The following is a 20,935-nucleotide window of genomic DNA, read 5'->3' on the forward strand; positions in this document are numbered from 1 at the left end:
AGGGTCATAGTAGCCAAAAAACGCCCCCGGATCGCTCCGGGGGCGCAAGGTTACAGGAGGGGCTAGAAAACGCCACGCACAAGGAATGCGAACCGTCTATCGGTGTCCGTCCAGCTGTAGCGCGGCTTGAGATCGGGATCGCCGACATCAAGGAAAGTCCGCGCGTTCAGCAGGTTCGTGCCCTGCACACCAATCTTGAAATGCTTGTCGATCGAATAGAGGATCGACCCGTCGAGCTGGCCGTATTTCTCCGACCAGACCGGGAAGTTGATGTTCGCCGCCGAGGTCGTCAGCAGATAGCTCGACCGCCAGTTATAGGCGAGCCGCGCCGATATCCCGTATTTCTCGTAGATGCCCGCCACGTTGAACGAGTATTTGGAAAGGCCCTCGAGCGGCAGGTTCGGCCTGATCGCATTGGTCGTCTGGTTCGAATCGAACACATTGACCGCGGTATTCCTGCCGCCGGAGCTGTCGACATAGGTGAAGTTGCCCTGGAAGCCGAGGCCGCTGAGCGGCCCGGGCAGCATGTCGAAAAACTGGGTATAGGCGACCTCGAAACCCTTGATCTTGCCGTGCGCGCCATTCGTCTGTTGGGTCACGTCGAAGGTCAGCGTCTGCCCGCCGCTCGTATAGGTCTGCGAGGCGACGCCCGCGAAGATATAGTTGCTGATGTCCTTGTAGAAGCCCGCCAGGGTCAGGCTGTTCGATTTCGAGAAATACCATTCCAGGCTGACGTCGAACTGGTTCGATCGTGTCGGCCTGAGATCGGGATTCCCCGCCGTGCCGGTGAAAGCCGTCACCCGGCCGCCCGCGCCCGTGCCGTTGGCGATGCCAGTGGCGGAGTCGAAACTGAACCCGAGGGTGGTGAAGGGATTGAGCTGCGCGAAGGTCGGACGGACGATCGCCTGGGCGGCCGCCAGGCGGAGCTGCAGATTGTCCTGGAGGAAGAAGCGCAGATTCAGACTGGGCAGTACATCGGTGTAAGAACCGCTATGCGCCTGAGTCAGTCCGCCGATATTGCCGCCGGAAAAGGCGACGGCGCTGGCCAGCAGGTTGCAATCGGCCTGGGTGACCGTCTGCCCCGCCCTCGGCCCCGACGTGATCGGAGTCCCGACGGTGCAGCCCGCCGTGGGTGCCGCGACCCGGATCGCCGAACCGGTCGCGCCGGTGTCGGTGTTGACGACGCGAACGCCGATATTGCCATCGAAATGAAGGCCGCCATCCGAGCCGAAACGGAGCAGGGCGTAACCGGCCCTGGTCTTCTCGCTCTGGTTGTTGATGCCACCGCTGACATTGTCGGCGCCCGGCGCGGCGAGCGAATAATCGCTGCTGAGCGGGGTCCAGCCCCAGCCGCCGGATTCAGTGCTCTTCAGGTAATTATAGGCATTGGCGGTGCCGTTGCTGACCAGCGCGTTGCTCGGGAACCAGAAACTGCTACCGATGGCCGGCACCTTGCCGCGGAAGAAATTGCTGTAGGTGAACAGTTCCGACTGGCCCGGAAGACCCGGCGCCTTGGGGCCGCCGGCATAGCCTGTCTGGTTGAGATAGACCGGGTTGCCGGTCGCGCCCCAATATTGCTCGCTGAGCAGCGCCCAATTGTAGCCGGTCTGGCGGGTGATCGCGGTACGATCGGTGCCGCGCGCGCCCAGCCGGAAGGATTTCAGGAACGGGTTGTCGATGAAGCTATATTCCACATCGGCGCGCTCGGCCCATTCATGCGCCTCATTGTCCTCGATATGGTCCATCGCCGCGGCCCACCAATAGCTGCTCTGGTTGGCCCAGGTGCCGAAGCTGGCGCCCGGCCCGGCGGTGGGCGTGACGGTCAGCGAGGGGTCGTCGCCGCGGAAATCGAACTTGAAGGTGCCGAGCGTGTTGGTCTGGGTGAAGGCGGTCATGCTCACCACCTGCGCCGTCGACTTCACATATTGGACATCGGCGCTGAACGCCCAATGCTCGTCGGGCGTCCAGCGCAGATTGAGCGAATAATCCTGCGTCTTCTTGTGCTGCGACCCGAACCGCGTATCCGGATTGATCTGGCGATTGGTGATCGTGCCCGAGGAGAGCTCGCGGTTCGGACCGAAAGTATAGGTTCCGATGTCGGGTGAATTGGCCGCGACCGACGGCCCGGCATAATCGCCGACCGCATGTTCGATATCATGCGGGTCCGCCTGGCTGATCAACGCTTCGCCGGTCAGCAGCAAGGTCTCGCTCGGTTTCCACTGCACCGATCCGACAAAGGCCGTCCGCTTCTGCTCCCAGTCGATCTGGCGGAAACCCATGCCGTTGGGAACAAAAACGGTCGTCCCCGCGGGCACGCCGTCCTGCGCCTTGCCGAGGGGCGCCGCATCGTAACGGCCGGCCGAGATGCTGTCGGTGCGATTTCCGATATTGCCGATACTGTACGACAGCAGCACGCCGATCTCGCCGAGCGGCGTCGACCAGCGATCGCTGGCCAGCACATTGCCCGACCAGAAACCTTTTTTCCGAAGATCGGCATAATTATAGTCGCCCGACGCCGCGAGGACGAGGCCTGTGGAATCGAACGGCTTGCGCGTGCGCAGGTTGACGATGCCGCCGATGCCGCCCTCGACCAGTTCGGCCGATGGGTTCTTGTACACGTCGACGCCGGCGAGCAGGTCCGACGATACATCCTCGAAGCTCAGCCCGCGACCGTTGTTCGCCGAGAAGACGTCACGGCCGTTGAGCTCGGACCGCACCCAGGAAAGACCACGGATGAACACGCCGCCGCCTTCGGACGACAGGCGGGCAGGGTCGCGATTCTCGTTGGTGCGCTGGAGCGTGATGCCGGCGATACGCTGCAACGCTTCCGACACCGAACGGTCCGGCAGCGCGCCGATATCCTGCGCGGTGATCGAATCGACGATCTGCTCGGCATTCTGCTTGCGCGCCTGGGCAGTCTGCAGCGAGGCGCGAATGCCGGTGACGACGATATCGCCCTTGGTGTCGGTCGAGAGCGCCGAGTCCTGCTCGGACGCCTGGGCATCGGGGCCCTGGCCTGCGCCACCCCCGGCGCCGGCCTGGCCGGCGGCATCGGCGATGGCAGTCTGCGCCAGGGCAGGCATCGGCAGCATCATCGCCGCGATCACCAGCGAGGACGCGCCGAGATGCCGGCGCCTGGAGGCACCCATCGACCGGGCCGGTCCAGAAGCGATTTCATCGAATACCATCAAAAGGGTCCCCTCCCCGTGAAGTCGGCGCCGTTCGCGACGCCCGTCATCCATTGGTCTCGTCGACAGGATCGTTGCGATCGAAGCACGTCCGTCCACCGGAACCCGTCCGGCGCATCTGACAGCGGCAATTCGATTGAGCCTTCGATCCTCCCGATATGCGACGCTTGAGCGCTCTTTCTGCCCGCATTGTCTAGCACTGGTAAAAATGATTTTCAAGCATGAGACGTACGTTGTCATATTGCAGCGCAGCAAAATTGAGCCGCCGCAATGCAGCAGACTGCATACCGGGAAATGTCCAAGGACACCGGTGTCTATCCCATGGCTGAGCGATTCATCGCGAAAAATAGCTCGCATGTGCAGCATAGCTGAATATGCGATTATTTTTACATGTGCGTGTCTTTTTCACAGAATTGCGCAGGTTTTCTGGCGAAATTCATTCCGAAGGAGCTATGTTCGTCCATCACGAGTCCCGGGCAAAAACCGGGAGGGAGCAGGATCATCAGGGCAATCCGCGAAGTCGACCCGGCCATGTTCCGATCGGTGATCGCCGAGGCGCGGCCCGCCGTGCTGCGCGGGCTGGTCGCCAACTGGCCGGCCGTCGCCGAGGGTCGGCGCGGCGCCGCCGACCTCGCCCGTTATCTGTCGGCGATGGACAGCGGCAAGTCGGCCGGCTGCGTGGTGGGAGCGCCCGCTATCGGCGGCCGCTTCTTCTACCGCGACGACATGGCCGGTTTCAATTTCGGGCGGCGCGATGCCCGGGTGAGCGACGTGGTCGGCCAGTTGCTCCACCAGGCGGCCACCGCCGAACCGCTCGCCATCGCAATGCAGTCGGCGCCGACTGACGAGGTGCTCCCCGGTTTTGCCGACGCGAATCCGATGCCGCTTCTGCCAGAGGTGCGCCCGAGGATCTGGATCGGCAACGCAGTCCAGGTCGCGACGCACTATGACTCCAACGACAATCTGGCCTGCGTCGTCGGCGGGCGGCGGCGCTTCACGCTGTTCCCGCCCGATCAGATCGCGAACCTCTATGTCGGCCCGCTCGAGATGACGCCAGCCGGCGCGCCGGTCAGCATGGTCGATGTCGAGGCGCCCGATCTCGACCGCTATCCGCGTTTCGCCCAGGCGCTGGAGGCAGCGGAGACGGCGGAGCTCGCGCCCGGCGACGCGATCTTCATCCCCTATTTCTGGTGGCATGCGGTACGCTCGCTCGATCCGCTGAGCGTGCTGATCAACTATTGGTGGAACGACATCCGCGAAGCAGCCTCACCGCTGAACGCGCTGCTTCACGCGCTCCTTGCGATGGGAGATCTGCCGGCGGAACGGCGCGCGATCTGGAAGGGCATGTTCGATCATCTCGTCTTCCACGCGAACGGCGACCCGGCCGGGCATCTGCCCGAGCATGTGCGCGGCGTGTTCGGCACGCTCAGCCCGGAGCAGCGCCGTGACCTTACCGCTCACCTCGCCCGCTCGCTGGCAGACAAGCCCTGACGGCGCTCAACGGCGCGTGCGGGCAAGAACGCGGTCGATCGCCGCCTGCGCGATCGGTACCATGCGGGCATAGCCGTTCGGCAGCGGATGAAGGCCATCGCGCGTCAGGTCGCGCTGAAGCAGGCCATGCCCGTCAGTCATCGCAGCATGATAATCGGCAAAGCCATAGCCGCGCGTCCGGCAGAACGCCTTCAGCCAGGCGTTGAGCGCGCGGATCACCGCAGGATCGCGTTCCTTCAGCATGTCGCGCGCATTGTCCGTGTAGTTGTTCACCGGCATGACCGATCCGAACACGACTGCGATGCCGTGCCGGTCGGCGAGGTCGGCCATCGCCTCGTAATTGACTTCGATCTGTTGCTCGGTCTCCTGCTGCAGCACGCCGTGCAGATCGTTGACGCCCGCGAGGATCACTACCGCCGAGGGGCGCAGCGCGATGACATCCTGATGGAAGCGCAACAGCATCTGCGCGGTGACCTGGCTGCCGATGCCGCGATTGACATAGGGCTTGCCGGGAAAGGCCCTGGAGAGGTCCCAGAGATCCGTGATTGAATCCCCGAGGAACACCACACGATGCTCGCCCGGCCGGGGCGGCGGCAGCGCGCGGTTCGCCGCGGCGTAGAGATAGCGCTCACTGAAATCCTGCATCAGGCTCGGCACCAGCTTCGCGCGGAATGGGCCGAGCCAGGGGCCCCAGTCCTTCTCGACGACCGTCCGTCGTTCGGGCGAGCTCTGATAATGGTCCTGCGCCGACACCGGCGCCGCGATCGCCAGCGCGGCCGCCAGCCAGACCAGCATCCTCATGCCGGGAACACGCCCTTGCGCGCGGCATAGGTGGCGAGCAGCCGCGGCCAGCTCATCACGGGCAGGGCCTGAGGAGCACGCACGCCGAAGCCGTGCCCGCCTTCGTCGAACACATGCAGCTCGGCCGGGCGCCCCGCCGCGAGCAGAGCCGCGTACAGCGCCAGGCTGTTCTGGACCGGGACCAGCCCGTCGTCCGAGGCATGGACGAGGAAGGTGGGCGGCGTGCGTGCATCGACCCGCATCTCGATCGAATGGCGCTCCCGCTCGGCGACCGAAGCGCCCTTGCCCAGCAGATCGTCTCGCGATTCGATATGCGTAAAGGATGCGGCCATCGACAGCACCGGATAGATCAGCGCGGCGAGATCGGGGCGCGCCGGCAGCCGGTCAGCCTCATCCACTGGTTTGTAGAGCGGTTCGGCATGGCGTGTCGCGAGCGACCCGGCGAGGTGACCGCCCGCCGAGAATCCCAGCACCGCAACCCGCGCGGGATCGATCCCGAAACGCTGCGCCCCGGCGCGGATGATGCGCATCGCGCGCTGCGCATCCTGCAGTGGCACCTCGCTGCGGCCATTCCATCCCTCCACCGGCAGGCGGTAGCGCAGGATGAAAGCAGTCACGCCGCGCTCGTTGAGCCAGCGCGCCTGCGATATGCCTTCATTGTCATAAGCGAGGAATCGGTAGCTGCCGCCCGGTACTACCAGCACTGCGGCGCCATTGGGCCGGGCCGGACGGCACACCACCAGCACCGGGCGGTCGACCCCGGTCAGCCAGCGGTCGGGATGCGCCGGGTCCTTCGACTGATCGTCAGTCTTCGGCCAGATCACGATACCCCGATCGCCCGGGATCGCGCCGGGCCACAAAGGCACCGTCTCTTCTCCGGCAAAGGGCTGGCCGATGGCGGCGCCGGGCAGCAGCGCAAGCGTCGCCCCGGCTTGCAGCACGACACGGCGTGACATGTCGACCATCCCATCTCTCCCCTTCGCCGCGCCTGGATGCGCGCTTGTCGTGGCGTTTGATAGGGCAGACGCACCGCGCGCCGCAACGCATTTAATCACTGGTGAAAACATGTTTCACATTTCACAATGACGAAACGATCGGCTATCACTGGTCAAAGCACGCCGCCGCGACCGGCGAGCAGGCATGGGGAGGATTGAGCATGCCGTTGTCAGGCACCACCATCGACGGAACGGCCCCGTCGATCGCCGTGGCCTCGGACACCACCGACACCACCAGCCGCCGCGCGCTGATCCTGGTGATCGGGCTGTTCTTCCTCTGGGGCGTCGCGAACAATCTCAACGACGTACTCATCGCGCATTTCCGCCACGTCTTCTCGCTCGGCGATTTCCAGTCGGGGCTGGTGCAGTCGGCCTTCTATCTCGGCTATTTCTGCTTCGCGATTCCGGCCGCCCTGTTCATGCAGCGCTTCGGCTACAAGGCCGCGGTGATCTTCGGGCTTGGCCTGTTCGGGCTGGGCGCGCTGCTGTTCTGGCCGGCCTCGACCGCGCTCAGCTATCGCTTTTTCCTGCTCGCCCTGTTCGTGATCGCAAGCGGGCTCGCCTTTCTCGAGACCGCGGCGAACCCGATGGTGGCGGAGCTTGGTCCAGCCGAAAGCGCCGAGCGCCGGCTGACCTTCGCCCAGGCCTTCAACCCGCTCGGCTCGATCACCGGCGTGACGCTCGGCGCCTTGCTGATCCTGCCCGCCGGCGACAGCGCGCAATCGGCCATCGCCGACGCCCAGGCGGTGCGGCTGCCCTATATGCTGATCGCAGCCGTCGTGCTCGGCTGGGCGGCGTTGCTGGCGATCACCCGTTTCCCAACCCGGGCGTTGCGCCCGCGCGAAACCGGGCCCGGCAGCCTCGCCGGCTATCGCGCCCTGCTCGGACGGCCGCACTATCTGTTCGGGGTCGCGGCGCAGTTCTTCTATGTCGGCGCGCAGGTCGGGGTGTGGAGCTATCTGATCCGCTATGTCGATGCGGCCCTGCCTGGTTTCGGTCAGCGCAACGCCGCCTGGCTGCTGACTGCCTCGCTTGCCTTGTTCATGCTCGGCCGTTTCGTCGGCAGCGCGCTGCTCGCGCGGATCAGCGGGGCGCGGTTGATGCTCGGCTTCGCGGGGATCAACGCCCTGCTCTGCCTGCTCGCCACCGTGATCGGCGGGCCGGTCGGCGTCGCCGCGCTGGTCGCCACCAGCTTCTTCATGTCGGTCATGTACCCGACGATCTTCGTGCTGGCGCTGCGCGACCTCGGGCCGCTGACCAAGCCCGGCGCGTCGCTGGTGGTGATGGCGATCATCGGCGGGGCGGTCATCACGGCACTGATGGGCGTCGCCTCGGACCAGGCCGGCACGATCCGCGCGGCGATGGTGGTGCCGGCGCTGTGCTTCGCGGTGGTGGCGCTGTTCGCGCGGAGCCATCTGGGTGACCGCGTTTGATCGACGCTCATGTCCATATCTGGCGCCTCGGCCGCAACGACTGCACCTGGCCGACCGCCGATCTCGCCGCGATCCACCGCGATCACGAGCTGGCTGAGATCGGGCGGCTGGCTGTGCCGCTCGGCGTAACCGCCGCGATCCTGGTCCAGAGCCAGGCGAGCGACCGCGATACCGACTGGCTGCTCGATCAGGCGGCGGCCTCGCCGTTCATTACGGGAATCGTCGGCTGGGCCGATCTCGCCTCGACCGATATCGGGGCCCGGCTCGACGCGCTGATCGCGGCGGGGCCGCTGGTCGGGATTCGGCCGATGATGCAGGATCTGCCCGCCAATGCCTATGACGATCCGGCGCTGGATGCGGGGCTGACGGCGCTCGCCGATCGGGACCTGACCCTCGACGCGCTGATCCGGCCCGGACACCTGCCGGCGCTCGACCGTCTCGCCGATCGGCATCCGCGCCTGCGCATCGTGATCGATCATGCCGCCAAGCCCGAGATCGGCGCTGGCGGCCATGACCGCTGGCATGAGGCGATCGCGCCGCTGGCCCGGCATCCCCGGATCGCCTGCAAGCTTTCCGGCCTGCTGACCGAGACGGCCCCGGACCAGCCCCCCGAGGCCGTGCTTGACTATATCCGCGCGGTCCATGCGCTGTTCGGCGGCGACCGGCTGATCTGGGGCAGCGACTGGCCGGTGCTCAACCTGCGCGGCGACTATGCCGCCTGGCTGGCGCTCGCCCGGGGTGCGATCCCGACCAGCGAGCATGATGCCGTCTTCGGCCGCAACGCGCGCGCCTTCTATCCCCGGATACGGGCATGAGCATCGCCCTCCCCCGCCTCGGCATGGGCACTGCGGCGATCGGCAATCTCTATCGCGCCGTCTCAGACGAAGAGGCGCACGCGACCGTCAGCGCAGCCCTCGGGGCCGGCATCGGCTATTTCGACACCGCGCCGCATTACGGCTTCGGCCTGGCCGAACGGCGGCTGGGTGCAGCGCTCGCCGGGAATGATGCAATCGTCTCGACCAAGGTCGGCCGTCTGCTCGAGCCAACCTCTGCTCGCGGTACGCGGCACGGGTTCGTCGATGCCGATCCGTTCGAGCCCGTGTTCGATTACAGCGCCGACGGCATCCGGCGATCGCATGAGGCGAGCCTGAAACGCCTGCGCCGCGACCGGGTCGAAATCCTGCTGGCGCACGATCTCGGCGTGGTGACTCATGGCGACCGGCACGAGCATCACCGCCGCGCCTTTCTCGACGGCGGTTATGCGGCAATGCGCGCGCTACGCGATACCGGTGCGGTCGACGCGATCGGCATCGGCGTCAACGAAGTCGCGATCTGCCTCGACCTGCTGCCGCGCGTCGCGCTGGACGTGATCCTGCTCGCCGGCCGCTATTCGCTGCTCGATCGCGGCGCCGATGCACTATTCGCGCTGTGCGCCGAGCACGGTGTCCGCGTGATCATCGGCGGCCCGTACAATAGCGGTATTCTCGCGCGCCATGATCTCGGCGACGGCGGTGGATTGCATTACGACTATGCGCCGCCTTCGCCCGACATGCTGGCACACGCTCGACAACTGGCGGCGATGTGCGCGGCGCACGGTGTGCCGCTTCCCGCCGCGGCGTTGCAATTCCCGCTTCGCCATCCGCAGGTCGCGACGGTTATCCCGGGTATTGTCGGCGTCCCCCAGTTGCGCGACACGCTGGTGCGGCTGGCCACGCCGATCCCCGAGGCGCTGTGGACGGCGCTCGACCAGGCAGACATCCCCCTTCGACAAGAGGCATCATGACTCAGCGACTAGCCGGAAAGACCGCCCTCATCACTGCCGCCGGACAGGGCATCGGACGCGCTTCGGCCCTGTTGTTCGCCGCGGAAGGCGCGACCGTGATCGCGACCGATCGCGACCCCGCCACCCTGGCCGGGCTGGACGGCATCGACTGCCGCGCGCTCGACGTGACCGATCCCGCCGCGATCCTGGCATTGCGCGATGCGATCGGGCCAGTCGACATACTGTTTAACGTCGCCGGCGTCGTGCAGGGCGGCACCATCCTCGACTGCAACGAAGCCGCCTGGGCCTTTTCGATCGATCTCAACATGACCGCGATGTACCGCACGATCCGCGCCTTTCTGCCGGGCATGCTCGACAGGGGCGGGGGGGCGATCGTCAACATATCGTCGATCGCCAGCTCGGTGAAGGGCATCCCCGATCGCTTCGCCTATGGCGCGACCAAGGCCGGCGTGATCGGCCTCACCAAGGCCGTCGCCGCCGATTTCGTCGGCCGCGGCATCCGCTGCAACGCGATCTGCCCCGGCACGGTCGACACGCCCTCGCTCCAGCAGCGGCTGCACGACACGGGCGATTATGAGGCAGCACACCGCGCCTTTATCGGTCGCCAGCCGATGGGCCGGCTCGGCCGCGCCGAGGAGATCGCCGCGCTGGCGCTCTACCTCGCCAGCGACGAGGCGAGCTTCACCACCGGGGCGGTGCATGTCATCGACGGCGGCTGGATCAACTAGGTGCGTCACGTCCTGCTGATCGACCTGATCGACGAGGCGGAAGCGATCGCGCGGTACGAGGCATGGCATGCGGCCGGTGCCCTGCCGCCGCCCATCGGCGAGAGCATAAGGCGGTCCGGCATCTCAGATATGGAGATATATCGCACTGGCAACCGCCTGGTCATGGTGATGGAGACCAATGCCGATTTCGATCCCGCGGCCAAGGCGGCGGCGGACACCATCGATGCTGCGGTACAAGCCTGGGAAACGCGGATGGACAGTGTCCAGCGCCCGCTATCCTGGGCCAGCGACGGCGCCAAATGGACGACCGCCACGCGCATCTTTTCGCTGGCTGAGCAGCCCTGACGGATTCGTGACGCGGCGCTGGCGCAACCAAAACAGTCAATTTAGGTTAAGCACGCTGGCTGGCCGTCGAGGCCGGTGAAAACAAGGGGCGGTCGCTTTACCGATGAATGATGTCGTCGCGGATTCAGAACAGCGCCGGCGCGAGGCCCTGGCGCGGTACGACATTCTGGACACGCCCCCCGAAGCGATCTTCGACGACGTCGCGCGGCTCGCCGCCGACCTGTGCGAAACGCCGATCGCGGTCGTCAACCTGATCGGCGAGGGCCGGCAGTTCTTCAAGGCCGAGGTCGGGCTCGGCGTGCGCGAGACCCCGCTGGAAACCTCCTTTTGCGTCCACGGCCTGCTCGAGGAGGATTTCCTGCTGGTACCGGATACCAGCGCCGATCCGCGCTTCGCCGGCAACCCGCTGGTGACAGGCGCGCCGCATCTGCGCTTCTATGCCGGCGCGCTGCTGAAGACGCCCGACGGCCATGCGATCGGCACGCTGTGCGTCCTCGACACGAAACCCCGCGCGCTTAGCGACCTGCAGCAGCGCACGCTGAAGGTCCTGGCTGGGCAGGTGATGAGCCAGCTCGACCTACGGCTCGCGCTGCGCCAGCGCGACGAGAAGGAAGGCCAGTACCGCACCCTGTTCGATTCGATGGACGAGGGGTTTTGCATCATCGAATTCCTCGACGGGCCGCACGGACCGCTCAGCGACTATGTCCATGTCGAGGCCAATGCCGCTTATGCCCGGCATGCCGGCATTCCCGATGTCGTCGGGCAGAAGGTCCGCGACATGGTGCCGCTCGAAGCCGGCGACTGGGTGGCGCGCTATGGCACGGTGCTCGAAACCGGCGCGCCGATCCGCTTCGAGCGCGAGCTGGAGGCGACCGCGCGTTATCTGTCGCTGTCGGCTTTCCGGATCGAGCCGCCGGAGCGCCGTCAGGTCGCGGTGCTGTTCCAGGACATCACCGCCCGCCGCGCGGCGGAGGTCGAGCTGGTGCGGCTCAACGCCACGCTTGAATCGCGGGTCGACGACGCGCTGGCCGAACGCAAGATCCTGGCCGACATCGTCGAGGGCACCAATGCCTTCGTCCAGGTGGTCGATGCGGACTATCGCCTGCTGGCCGTCAACGGCGCCTCGGCGGCCGAGTTCGAGCGCGTCTTCGGCATCTATCCCAAGGTCGGCGACAGCCTGCTCGATCTCCTCGCCGACCAGCCCGAGAGCCAGGCCGCCGTACAGGCGATGTGGAGCCGGGCGCTTGCCGGCGACGAGTTCACCGCCGTCGCCGAGTTCGGCGATCCCGGTCGTGATCGGCGCCATTACGAGATGCGCTTCAACGCGCTGCGCGACAAGGACGGGCGCCAGATCGGCGCCTATCAGTTCGTCCATGACGTGAGTGAACGACTGCGCGAACAGGACCGACTGCGCGATGCCGAGGAAGCGCTGCGTCAGGCGCAGAAGATGGAAGCGGTCGGCCAGCTGACCGGCGGCCTGGCGCATGACTTCAACAATCTGCTCGCCGGCATCTCGGGTGCGTTCGAGATGATCGGGACGCGGCTGGCGCAGGGGCGTGGCAGCGATGTCGAGCGCTATCTGTCCGCCGGCCAGGGCGCCACGCGGCGGGCGGCGGCGCTGACTCACCGGCTGCTCGCCTTCTCCCGCCGCCAGACCCTGTCGCCCAGGCCGGTCGTCATCAACCGCCTCATGGCGGAGCTGGCCGAACTGGTGCGCCGCACGGTCGGCCCCTCGATCGCGGTCGAGACGGTCGCGGCGGGCGGTCTCTGGCCGAGCCTGGTCGATGCCAACCAGCTCGAGAACGCAATCCTCAACCTGTGCATCAACGCCCGCGACGCCATGCCCGACGGCGGCAGGATCACGATCGAGACTGGCAACAAATGGCTCGACGCGCGCTCCGCCGCCGAGCGCGGGCTTGTTCCCGGACAATATGTCACGGTGTGCGTCAGCGACACCGGGACCGGCATCGAGAAGGACGTGCTCGACCGCGTGTTCGACCCCTTCTTCACCACCAAGCCGGTCGGCGAGGGAACCGGCCTTGGCCTCTCGATGGTCTATGGTTTTGCCCGCCAGTCGCACGGCCATGTCCGCATCTATTCCGAGGTGGGCCAGGGGACGATGGTATGCATCTATCTTCCCCGCCATTTCGGCGAGGAAGACGTGCAGGGTGACGAGAGCGACGCGGCCGGCTCCCCGCAGGGCAGCGGCGAGCGGATCCTCGTCGTCGACGACGAACCGACGATTCGCATGCTCGTCGTCGATGCGCTTGGCGAGCTCGGCTATCACTGCGCCGAGGCGGCCGACGGTCCGGAAGGTCTCAGGGTGCTGCAGTCGAGCGACCGGTTCGACCTGCTGATCACGGATGTCGGCCTGCCCGGCGGGCTGAACGGCCGCCAGGTGGCCGACGCGGCGCGCGCGCTTCGTCCCGATCTGCGCGTCCTGTTCATCACCGGCTATGCCGAAAACGCGGTGCTCAATCACGGCCATGTCGAGCGCGGCATGGAGATTCTCACCAAGCCGTTCGCGGTGAGCGATCTTGTCGCACGAGTCGAACGACTGCTGCGCGGGGTGTTGCCGAGGGCTTGAGTTGGGTAGGTGAGCGGCCGAGATCAGGCAACGAAGTCAGTCCACGCTCCGCTGTCAGGCCATCGCAGTCCTAGGCGCGCTTGCCCACGATTACCGCCAAGGTAACGGACGCGGCAATCGCGACGATCGTTTCCGAAATAGAATGGCTGTTCCATTCCCAGACTTCGAGGCCAGCAAAGGCCGGCATATTTGCGCGGCGGCCGCCCCCGAACTGTTCAATCCATTGATATTCGCGCTGGGTTATCTCACGCATGACGCAGACAGCGGCACCGGCGAAGCAACCGATCCAGATCGACGCCCTGGCAGGTGCCCGGAACAGATGGCCTATGCCCCAACACGCCAGCTGGATACCAATCGAGATCGGAACATGTGCGAGCATGTCAATCGAACGCCTCATCGCAGTGGGTTGCACTATGGAAACATATCGGTTCCGCCATCCTTGACCAGCGCGTCGATCGCCACCAGTCCTTCCAGCAGTCCTTCCAGCCGATCGAGCGGCCAGCTATTAGGTCCGTCGGATAGCGCGCGATCGGGATCGGGGTGGGTTTCCATGAAAAGGCCCGATATCCCAGCCGCCACCGCCGCTCGGGCGAGAAGCGGCACGAATTCGCGCTGGCCACCCGAGCGATCGCCCTGCCCGCCCGGAAGCTGCACCGAGTGAGTCGCGTCGAATACCACCGGGCATCCGGTGTCCCGCATGATCGCGAGGCTGCGCATGTCCGACACGAGGTTGTTGTAGCCAAAGCTGGCACCGCGTTCGCACACCATGAAATTATCGGTCGGAACACGCGCTGCTTCGGCAGCGGCGCGTGCCTTGGCAACGACATGAACCATGTCTCCGGGAGCAAGGAACTGCGCCTTCTTGATATTGACCGGCTTGCCCGATGCCGCGACCGCCGCGATGAAATCGGTCTGCCGCGCCAGAAAGGCGGGCGTCTGCAGCACGTCGACGACATCCGCCGCCATCCTGACCTGATCCTCCGTATGGACATCAGTCAGGACGGGAAGTCCTGTTTCCTCCCGCACCTTCTCCAGGATGCGCAGCCCTTCTTCGATGCCAGGGCCGCGAAAGGACGTTCCTGAACTGCGATTGGCCTTGTCGAAGGAGCTCTTGTAGATCAGCAGAACGCCCAGCCTGTCGGCAATTCCGGCAAGCTTCGTCGCCGTTTCAAGCGCGAAGACCTCGCTTTCGATGGCACAGGGGCCGGCGATGAAAAAAATGCGCCGATTTGGACCAATCTCTTTCCCGCACAGACGCATGTTACCCCCTTCTCGCTTGCCCGCAGGTGGCCTGTCTCTTTAGAGCAACAAGCGATCGCGTTGCGAGGCCTTGCGCTGCAGAAACACTGGAAGTCAACGTGATAGCACTTTAGAAGGTGACCGATCGGTTTGCTGCGCTGTGGGTTTTGGGGAGTTTTATGCAGGCGACGGCTGCAAGTATATTAGACGAGTCGGGTTTGCTTTCCGCACTCCGTACAACGCGGATTGAGATTGATGCGCTTCAGGCCTTTGCTGAGGCGTTGCGCGCGCCGCCGCTACGTTATGGCTTTGTCAACGCAATATCCGCGATCAGCGCCTTGTCGGGACGCCTGATCGTCACCGGCATGGGGAAGAGCGGATTGGTCGGCCGCAAAATTGCAGCGACCATGACATCGACCGGCACGCCTTCGCTGTTCCTGCATTCCAGTGAAGCGAGCCATGGCGATCTCGGGATGATCGGCCTCGACGATATCGTGTTCGCCTTGAGCTGGTCGGGCGAGACGACCGAGCTCGGCGATATCATTGCCTATTGCCGGCGCTTCGGCGTGAAGCTGATCGTCGCGACCGCAAATGCAGACAGCACAGCAGGCCGGGCGGCCGATATCTGCCTCGCCCTGCCCTCGGTTCGCGAGGCATGCCCGAACGAGCTGGCGCCAACATCGTCGACCACGGTCCAGGCGGTGCTTGGCGATGCACTTGCCGTGGCGCTCATTGAGCGGCGCGGCTTCACCCGGTCCGATTTCCTGACGTTCCATCCCGGCGGCCGGCTCGGCGCGCAATTGACAACGGTTGCGCAGTTGATGGCGCGGGGCGACAATGTGCCGATGGTACGGGGCGGCGCCACCCTGCTCGATGCGACGTTCGAGATGAGCCGCAAGCGCTATGGGTGCACCGCAGTCGTCGACGATGACGACCACCTCGTCGGTGCTTTTACCGATGGCGACCTGCGACGCAGCTTCGCGAGCAAACACCTCGGCGACGATATCCGCGAGCATATGAATGCGTCGCCGATCTCGGTAGGCCCGGAAACGCTGACATCGGATGCCCTTCGAATCCTTAACGACAACGCTGTGTCAGTCCTTTTCGTTTGCGAGAATATGCGTCTGGTCGGGGTGATTCATCTCCACGACATCCTGCGTGCGGGCGTTGCCTGACAGCATTTCGCCCGACCTGATTGTGGTCCCCGCGCGGTTCGCGTCCCAGCGGCTGCCGGGCAAGCCGCTTATCCAGATCGCGGGTCGGACCTTGCTGTCGAGGGTTGTGGCCGTCGCCCAGGAGGGCGCACGCCGCGTCGGCAACACCGATGTCATCGTGGCCACCGATGACGTTCGCATCCTGGACCATGCCCGAAGCCTGGGCTGCGACGCCGTCCTGACCGATGCTGCGATCAGCTCCGGTTCTGGGCGCGCCTGGGCGGTGGCGCGCGATCGCGAGATCGCGCCCGCGATTGTCGTGAACTTGCAGGGTGACGCACCCTTCGCGCAGCCGGTGATGATTGCCGCGCTCATCGCAGCGCTGCGTCGTTCGAGCTGTGCGGTGGCGACGCCCGTCGTGCAGCTTTCCTGGGACGCGCTCGATGCGCTACGCGGGCACAAACTGGCCTCCCCTTTCAGCGGCACGACCTGCGTGCGGCACGCGGACGGCCGCGCATTGTGGTTTTCGAAGTCGGTAATTCCCTCGATCCGCGGCGAAACGCAGCTCCGGGACCAGAACCCGCTTTCGCCCGTGTTCCGGCATGTCGGGCTCTATGCGTATCGCTTCTCGGCATTGGACCGCTTCGAAAACACCGCGCCGACGCCGTACGAACTGCTTGAAGGCCTTGAGCAGCTGCGCTTCCTCGAGACGGGCGAAGATATTCTGACAGTAGAAGTAGCCGCATCTCCGCACACCATGTCCGGCATCGACACCAGGGATGATGTCGCTTTGGCGGAAAGCCTCATCGCGCAGCATGGCGAACCTTCTCAATCATGGATCTGATCGTCACGATCGTCCGACATGGCAACACGTTCGGCTCCGATGAGGCCCCCCGCAGGATCGGCGCGCGCACTGACCTGCCGCTCGTGCCGAGCGGTCATGAGCAGGCACATGCGCTCGGCGCGTCGTTCGCCCGGCAGGGCCGTCGATTCGACCGCGCCCTGGCGGCAGCGCTGGAGCGGACTCAGGCGACGATCGCCGACATTCTCGCTCATCTGCCGGATACTCCCGTCGTCGAGTCCGCCCATTGGCTGACGGAGATCGATCATGGCCCGGATGAGGGGCAGACCGAGGACAATGTCGTCAGCAGGATCGGGCACGAAGCGCTCTCTGCCTGGGATGCGGAGGCAAAAGCGCCAGATGGGTGGATCGTCGATGCCGACCAGCGGATCCAGGGCTGGCAGGATTTGTGGCGAGCGGGCGAAGGCCAGGTGTTGATCGTGACCAGCAATGGCGCGGCGCGCTTTGCGTTGCTATCCGATCCGGCGCTGGCGAGTCAGGCGGCTGGGCTTCCCTCACTCAAGCTGCGAACCGGCGCCTATGGCCTGATCGCCCGTGAACGAGGCAAGCTCCGACTCCTCGCCTGGGATCAGCGACCCTGACCATAGCTTGCATCGGAAGCAGCATTGCGGGAAAGCTGGGCGATGACACGCGCCCGATCCCTGCCATCGACGTTATGGACTCGCCGTCGTCCGCAGCGAGGCGCCTGCGCGTGAGCGCGGCGGGACCAGTGCGAGCCGCTGTGATGGAGACGAGCAGGCCGCTGCTTCGCGCGCCGCCATTTCCCGGAGCGGATGCGTCGGTCACCCAGCCATGCGGAGCCGTCACCGCGGACCTCACGCCCGACGCGATCGACCAACTCTTTGCGGTGATCCGCGATGCGCGCGTCGGGGGAGCCTTCTGGGCACCACATAGCCAGGACAGCAGGGCGACCTTGATCCTCCGCGCCCGCTCGTCGACCGAAGTCGATTCCACGCTGGCGGCACTGCCGGAGGCGGAGCGCGCCTCAACATTGTGGGTTCCTCCAGCCAGTGACGCCGGCCGAGTCGTTCCCACCCCCGCCGTTTCCCAGGGGTTCGTTGCGACCGGGCCGATCGACCCCTGGTCCGTCCTGGACCGCGGAGTCGCGCTGGTTGCCCATGGTGACGACGAGTGGGTCGCGCTTGGGGTGATTGCTGGTGCGCGGGTGCATCTCCTGTCAGAGGGCCGGTTCGGCGCGCCTGGCGACGACGTCGCCCGGCTGCGAAGCATTGTCGCCGGAGACCTGATGTGCGTCCGTTATCGGGACCCCTTTTTCGCAAGGGAAACGAGTATCGAGGCGGTGGTGGCATTGCTCTCCGAATGGCGCGGAATGTTCGAAGCCAATCGCACGATCATCGCGGCATGCGGATTCAGCTGGTGGAAGCGTCCGGAAATTGCGCGGTTCCTGTGGACACCCGAGCACGCGCTGCGGTTCTTCTGGTCCGAAAGGCGAGCACTCGCTTACGCCGCCCGGCATGGCGGTGCGGTCGCGATATGGCCGTCGCGCGTATCCGGTAACATGGCCGCGACGGCGGCGGCGAAGAGCGTGGCGTTGATCCGCGTCGAGGACGGATTCATTCGGTCGGCGGGCCTTGGCAGCAATCTCGTGCCGCCGTCCTCGGTCGCGGTCGATCGGCGCGGCATCCATTATGATCCGGGTGGGCCGAGCGACCTCGAAGCCCTTCTCGCCGACTCAGACTTCCCGCCCGCGTTGCTCGCCCGGGCCGCGCGATTGCGTACGACGATTCTGGAGGCGGGAATCAGCAAATATGGCAGCGACGCCGGCCATGCCTTCCCTGCTCGCCGGAATGGAAGCCGAGTGGTACTCGTACCGGGTCAGGTTGAAGACGACATGTCGGTCCGCCTGGGCGGCGGGGGGGTGTCGACCAATCTGGAGCTGTTGCGCCGCGCCCGCGCGCGGGAGCCCGATGCGGAAATCTGGTTCCGTCCACACCCCGACGTGATTGCGGGGCATCGCAAAGGCGCAGTCAGCGAAGCGGATGCGCTCGAATATGCCGACCGCATCGTCCAGGGCGGCGGTATGGCCGCGTTATTGGATCAGGTCGACGCCGTCCACGTACTGACGTCGCTGACCGGATTCGAGGCGTTGCTGCGCGGGCGCGAGGTGGCGTGCCACGGTACGCCCTTCTATGCCGGCTGGGGACTGACCCGCGATTTCGCACCTGTGCCAGGTCGGCGCGGACGTCATCTGACGCTGGAGCAACTGATCGCAGCGGTGCTGATCGTCTATCCGCGCTATCTCGACCCGGTGACCGGCCTGCCCTGCGCGCCCGAGGTCCTGATTCAACGCATCGGCCAGGGAGCGGCCCGCAATCGCCTGGGGTGGGTGACGCGTTTTCGTCAGATGCAGGGCCGGTTGCGGGGGCAACGGGCCTGATGGCCAGGCAAGTCGTCCTCGACCTGTCTCGCCTGGTGTCGCGTGCGCGGCATCACACGCCATCGGGCGTCGATCGCGTTGAGATGGCCTATGCGCGCGGGCTGCACGCGCGGCTCGGCGACGGGCTCCGCTTTGCGGCGGTGCACCCGTTTGGCCTGTATGGCAGGCTGCCGAATCCAAAGGCACTGCGCTTTCTCGACACGTTGGAAAGGCGCTGGGAAAATCAGGAGGGTGGCGTCGAGAGGCGTCCGCTCGTTGAAGTGCTCCCGACATTGCTGGGACTTTTGCCGGAGGTGGCACGCGGATCGCCCGGAAGCGTCTATGTTCAGGCGTCGCCCCATCATCTTACCAGGCCGGCGTTGGTCAGGCGCATTCTGGCGCGGGAACGGGCGCGATTCCTCTGCCTGGTGCATGATTTGATTCCGATCGAATATCCCGAATATGCGCGTACCGACGGCGCCAGGTTGCACAGGCGCCGGATCGAGACGATCGCAGAGCTTGCCGATAGCGTCATCGTAAATTCGGGCGCGACGGGCGAGTCGCTGCGCCCTTGGCTCGATCGGACCGGCCGAAATGTCGCGATGCGCGTCGCGCTGCTCGGCACGCACGACATTCCCATTCCTTCGCTTACCCCGGCAACGCCGACCGAGCCCTATTTCATTTGCGTGGGCACGATCGAGCCGCGCAAGAATCACCTGCTGTTGCTCAACTTGTGGCGGGCATTGGCGGTCGCGCTGCCGCCGGGCAGCGTCCCGCGCCTGATCATCGTCGGCCGACGCGGCTGGGAGAATGAGCAGGTAATCGATATGCTCGAACGCTGCACCGCGCTCCAGGGACATGTTGAGGAGCTCAACGGGTGTTCAGACCAGCGCATGCGGGCACTGCTGCGCGGCGCGCGCGCGCTGCTGCTGCCCTCCTTCGCGGAAGGCTATGGGATGCCGGTCGCCGAGGCATTGTCGATGGGGACGCCGGTGATCTGCAGCGATCTGCCCGCGCTGCGCGAGGCAGGGGGCGGAGTGCCCGACTTTCTCGATCCGCTGGATGGCCCAGCCTGGAGCGCACACATTCTCGATCACTTCCGTGCTGGCCCGCTCCATGCCGCACAGATGCAGCGCCTGGTGCCGTGGCGCGCGCCCACTTGGGATGATCACATCGCCACCGTGTGCGATGCCATCCGGGAACTGCAGCAGTGAGCGATCGCCCGGTGCGTTCGCTCAGGGCCGTTTTGCTGGAATGTCCGTTCCGAAGACACGATCCCAGAATGTGGCCGTGATCGAGAAATTGCCTTCCTGCTTGGCGTAATGGTGCCGGATATGGTGGCGTCGCAGCTGGCGCAGCACTGGGCTCCGCATCGGCAGCTGGTGGCATGCATAATGAATGGCGTCGTACACGACATAGCCGATCCCGAAGCCCAGATAGACCACTGATCCCGGCGGTCCCAGGAGCATCCAGAATCCGAGCCAGATCAGGGCAGACAGGACGACGCTGACCATCGGCGGCATGATGTTGCGGTATCGATCGCCCGGAGCCTCATGGTGGTTGCCATGCGTCAGAAAAATCAACCAGCGCCCAAATTCCGACTTCAGCTTCAGATGGAAGATGAAACGGTGCATCGCATATTCGAACAGGGTCCAGATCAGACCGCCAAGAAGCACGAGCGCGAGTGACGCCGGCAAGTTCGCGACCCCCCAGCTCGCATAGAATGCAAGGCCGAGAAATACCGTCCACGTCAGCGCGAACGCAAGCGGCGATACCAGGGTCAGTCGTTCCAGCAAATCGTTGCGAAACAACCTGATACGCGGTGAGGCAGACCTGTACTTCATCATTCGCAGGTCTCGTTTTCTCCCGTCGGAACATCGGCATGCGCACAGGGGCACGGCCGCTGTCAAGTTTCAATGCGTCGGAAACTGCCGCATCTGCGAAAAAGCGGC

At 65.4% G+C, this 20,935-nt stretch carries 18 protein-coding genes; 12 read left to right on the forward strand and 6 right to left on the reverse strand.

The features are described 5' to 3' along the window. Positions 1-62: 62 nt before the first annotated feature. Positions 63-3,188, reverse strand: coding sequence for a TonB-dependent receptor (locus ACZ1I2_RS23120; RefSeq protein ID WP_465175684.1), 3,126 nt, complete (start codon positions 3,186-3,188; stop codon positions 63-65). 531 nt (positions 3,189-3,719) lie between these two features. On the opposite strand from ACZ1I2_RS23120, the gene ACZ1I2_RS23125 reads away from it, so the two are divergent. Next, positions 3,720-4,679 carry a cupin-like domain-containing protein gene (locus ACZ1I2_RS23125; protein ID WP_465175683.1) on the forward strand — a complete coding sequence of 320 codons (960 nt, stop codon included), beginning with the start codon at positions 3,720-3,722 and terminating at the stop codon, positions 4,677-4,679. 6 nt (positions 4,680-4,685) lie between these two features. Here the strand turns inward: ACZ1I2_RS23125 and ACZ1I2_RS23130 are convergent, their stop codons facing one another. Both ACZ1I2_RS23130 and ACZ1I2_RS23135 read right to left on the reverse strand, forming a co-directional pair. Further along, on the reverse strand, positions 4,686-5,480 hold the full coding sequence (locus tag ACZ1I2_RS23130; protein WP_465175682.1) for a GDSL-type esterase/lipase family protein: 795 nt from the start codon (positions 5,478-5,480) through the stop codon (positions 4,686-4,688). Next, the gene (locus ACZ1I2_RS23135) at positions 5,477-6,445 is read right to left on the reverse strand and encodes an alpha/beta hydrolase (protein WP_465175681.1); all 969 of its coding nucleotides are present in this window, start codon (positions 6,443-6,445) and stop codon (positions 5,477-5,479) included. The genes ACZ1I2_RS23130 and ACZ1I2_RS23135 overlap by 4 nt, the downstream gene beginning before the upstream one ends. Positions 6,446-6,636: 191 nt before the next feature. Here ACZ1I2_RS23135 and fucP point away from each other — a divergent pair, with 191 nt between their 5' ends. From fucP to ACZ1I2_RS23165, 6 genes are all read left to right on the forward strand, one after another. After that, positions 6,637-7,908 (forward strand): L-fucose:H+ symporter permease, encoded by a 1,272-nt coding sequence (gene fucP, locus ACZ1I2_RS23140; RefSeq protein WP_465175680.1) that lies wholly within the window; start codon positions 6,637-6,639, stop codon positions 7,906-7,908. Next, the gene (locus ACZ1I2_RS23145; protein WP_465175679.1) at positions 7,905-8,723 is read left to right on the forward strand and encodes an amidohydrolase family protein; all 819 of its coding nucleotides are present in this window, start codon (positions 7,905-7,907) and stop codon (positions 8,721-8,723) included. Before fucP ends, ACZ1I2_RS23145 begins: the two co-directional genes overlap by 4 nt. Next, on the forward strand, positions 8,720-9,691 hold the full coding sequence (locus tag ACZ1I2_RS23150) for an aldo/keto reductase (RefSeq protein WP_465175678.1): 972 nt from the start codon (positions 8,720-8,722) through the stop codon (positions 9,689-9,691). The genes ACZ1I2_RS23145 and ACZ1I2_RS23150 overlap by 4 nt, the downstream gene beginning before the upstream one ends. Next, positions 9,688-10,419 carry an SDR family oxidoreductase gene (locus ACZ1I2_RS23155; RefSeq protein ID WP_465175677.1) on the forward strand — a complete coding sequence of 244 codons (732 nt, stop codon included), beginning with the start codon at positions 9,688-9,690 and terminating at the stop codon, positions 10,417-10,419. The genes ACZ1I2_RS23150 and ACZ1I2_RS23155 overlap by 4 nt, the downstream gene beginning before the upstream one ends. Continuing rightward, positions 10,420-10,764 carry an L-rhamnose mutarotase gene (locus tag ACZ1I2_RS23160; RefSeq protein WP_465175676.1) on the forward strand — a complete coding sequence of 115 codons (345 nt, stop codon included), beginning with the start codon at positions 10,420-10,422 and terminating at the stop codon, positions 10,762-10,764. Between the two features lie 103 nt (positions 10,765-10,867). Then, the gene (locus ACZ1I2_RS23165; RefSeq protein WP_465175675.1) at positions 10,868-13,351 is read left to right on the forward strand and encodes a PAS domain-containing protein; all 2,484 of its coding nucleotides are present in this window, start codon (positions 10,868-10,870) and stop codon (positions 13,349-13,351) included. Between the two features lie 70 nt (positions 13,352-13,421). On the opposite strand, the gene ACZ1I2_RS23170 is transcribed toward ACZ1I2_RS23165, so the two are convergent. Both ACZ1I2_RS23170 and kdsA read right to left on the reverse strand, forming a co-directional pair. After that, positions 13,422-13,748 carry a hypothetical protein gene (locus ACZ1I2_RS23170; RefSeq protein ID WP_465181542.1) on the reverse strand — a complete coding sequence of 109 codons (327 nt, stop codon included), beginning with the start codon at positions 13,746-13,748 and terminating at the stop codon, positions 13,422-13,424. A 14-nt stretch (positions 13,749-13,762) separates the two neighbouring features. Next, positions 13,763-14,611: a 3-deoxy-8-phosphooctulonate synthase gene (kdsA, locus tag ACZ1I2_RS23175; protein WP_465175674.1), complete on the reverse strand. Its 849-nt coding sequence runs from the start codon at positions 14,609-14,611 to the stop codon at positions 13,763-13,765. Positions 14,612-14,769: 158 nt separating this feature from the next. Between kdsA and ACZ1I2_RS23180 the strand changes: the two genes are divergently transcribed. The 5 genes from ACZ1I2_RS23180 (at position 14,770) to ACZ1I2_RS23200 (ending at position 20,197) form a co-directional block, all read left to right on the forward strand. Beyond that, entirely contained in the window at positions 14,770-15,765 is a 996-nt protein-coding gene (locus tag ACZ1I2_RS23180; protein ID WP_465173869.1) for a KpsF/GutQ family sugar-phosphate isomerase, read from the forward strand. Further along, positions 15,758-16,588: a 3-deoxy-manno-octulosonate cytidylyltransferase family protein gene (locus ACZ1I2_RS23185; RefSeq protein WP_465175673.1), complete on the forward strand. Its 831-nt coding sequence runs from the start codon at positions 15,758-15,760 to the stop codon at positions 16,586-16,588. Before ACZ1I2_RS23180 ends, ACZ1I2_RS23185 begins: the two co-directional genes overlap by 8 nt. Beyond that, positions 16,579-17,187 carry a histidine phosphatase family protein gene (locus ACZ1I2_RS23190; protein ID WP_465175672.1) on the forward strand — a complete coding sequence of 203 codons (609 nt, stop codon included), beginning with the start codon at positions 16,579-16,581 and terminating at the stop codon, positions 17,185-17,187. The genes ACZ1I2_RS23185 and ACZ1I2_RS23190 overlap by 10 nt, the downstream gene beginning before the upstream one ends. Before the next feature lie 143 nt (positions 17,188-17,330). Beyond that, positions 17,331-19,004 carry a capsular polysaccharide export protein, LipB/KpsS family gene (locus tag ACZ1I2_RS23195; protein WP_465175671.1) on the forward strand — a complete coding sequence of 558 codons (1,674 nt, stop codon included), beginning with the start codon at positions 17,331-17,333 and terminating at the stop codon, positions 19,002-19,004. After that, the gene (locus ACZ1I2_RS23200; RefSeq protein ID WP_465177094.1) at positions 19,004-20,197 is read left to right on the forward strand and encodes a glycosyltransferase family 4 protein; all 1,194 of its coding nucleotides are present in this window, start codon (positions 19,004-19,006) and stop codon (positions 20,195-20,197) included. The genes ACZ1I2_RS23195 and ACZ1I2_RS23200 overlap by 1 nt, the downstream gene beginning before the upstream one ends. Before the next feature lie 21 nt (positions 20,198-20,218). Here ACZ1I2_RS23200 and ACZ1I2_RS23205 read toward each other — a convergent pair whose 3' ends face one another. After that, on the reverse strand, positions 20,219-20,830 hold the full coding sequence (locus tag ACZ1I2_RS23205) for a sterol desaturase family protein (protein ID WP_465181543.1): 612 nt from the start codon (positions 20,828-20,830) through the stop codon (positions 20,219-20,221). Between the last annotated feature and the right edge of the window lie 105 nt (positions 20,831-20,935).

Source organism: Sphingomonas sp. BL-S-29 (genome assembly GCF_055521495.1).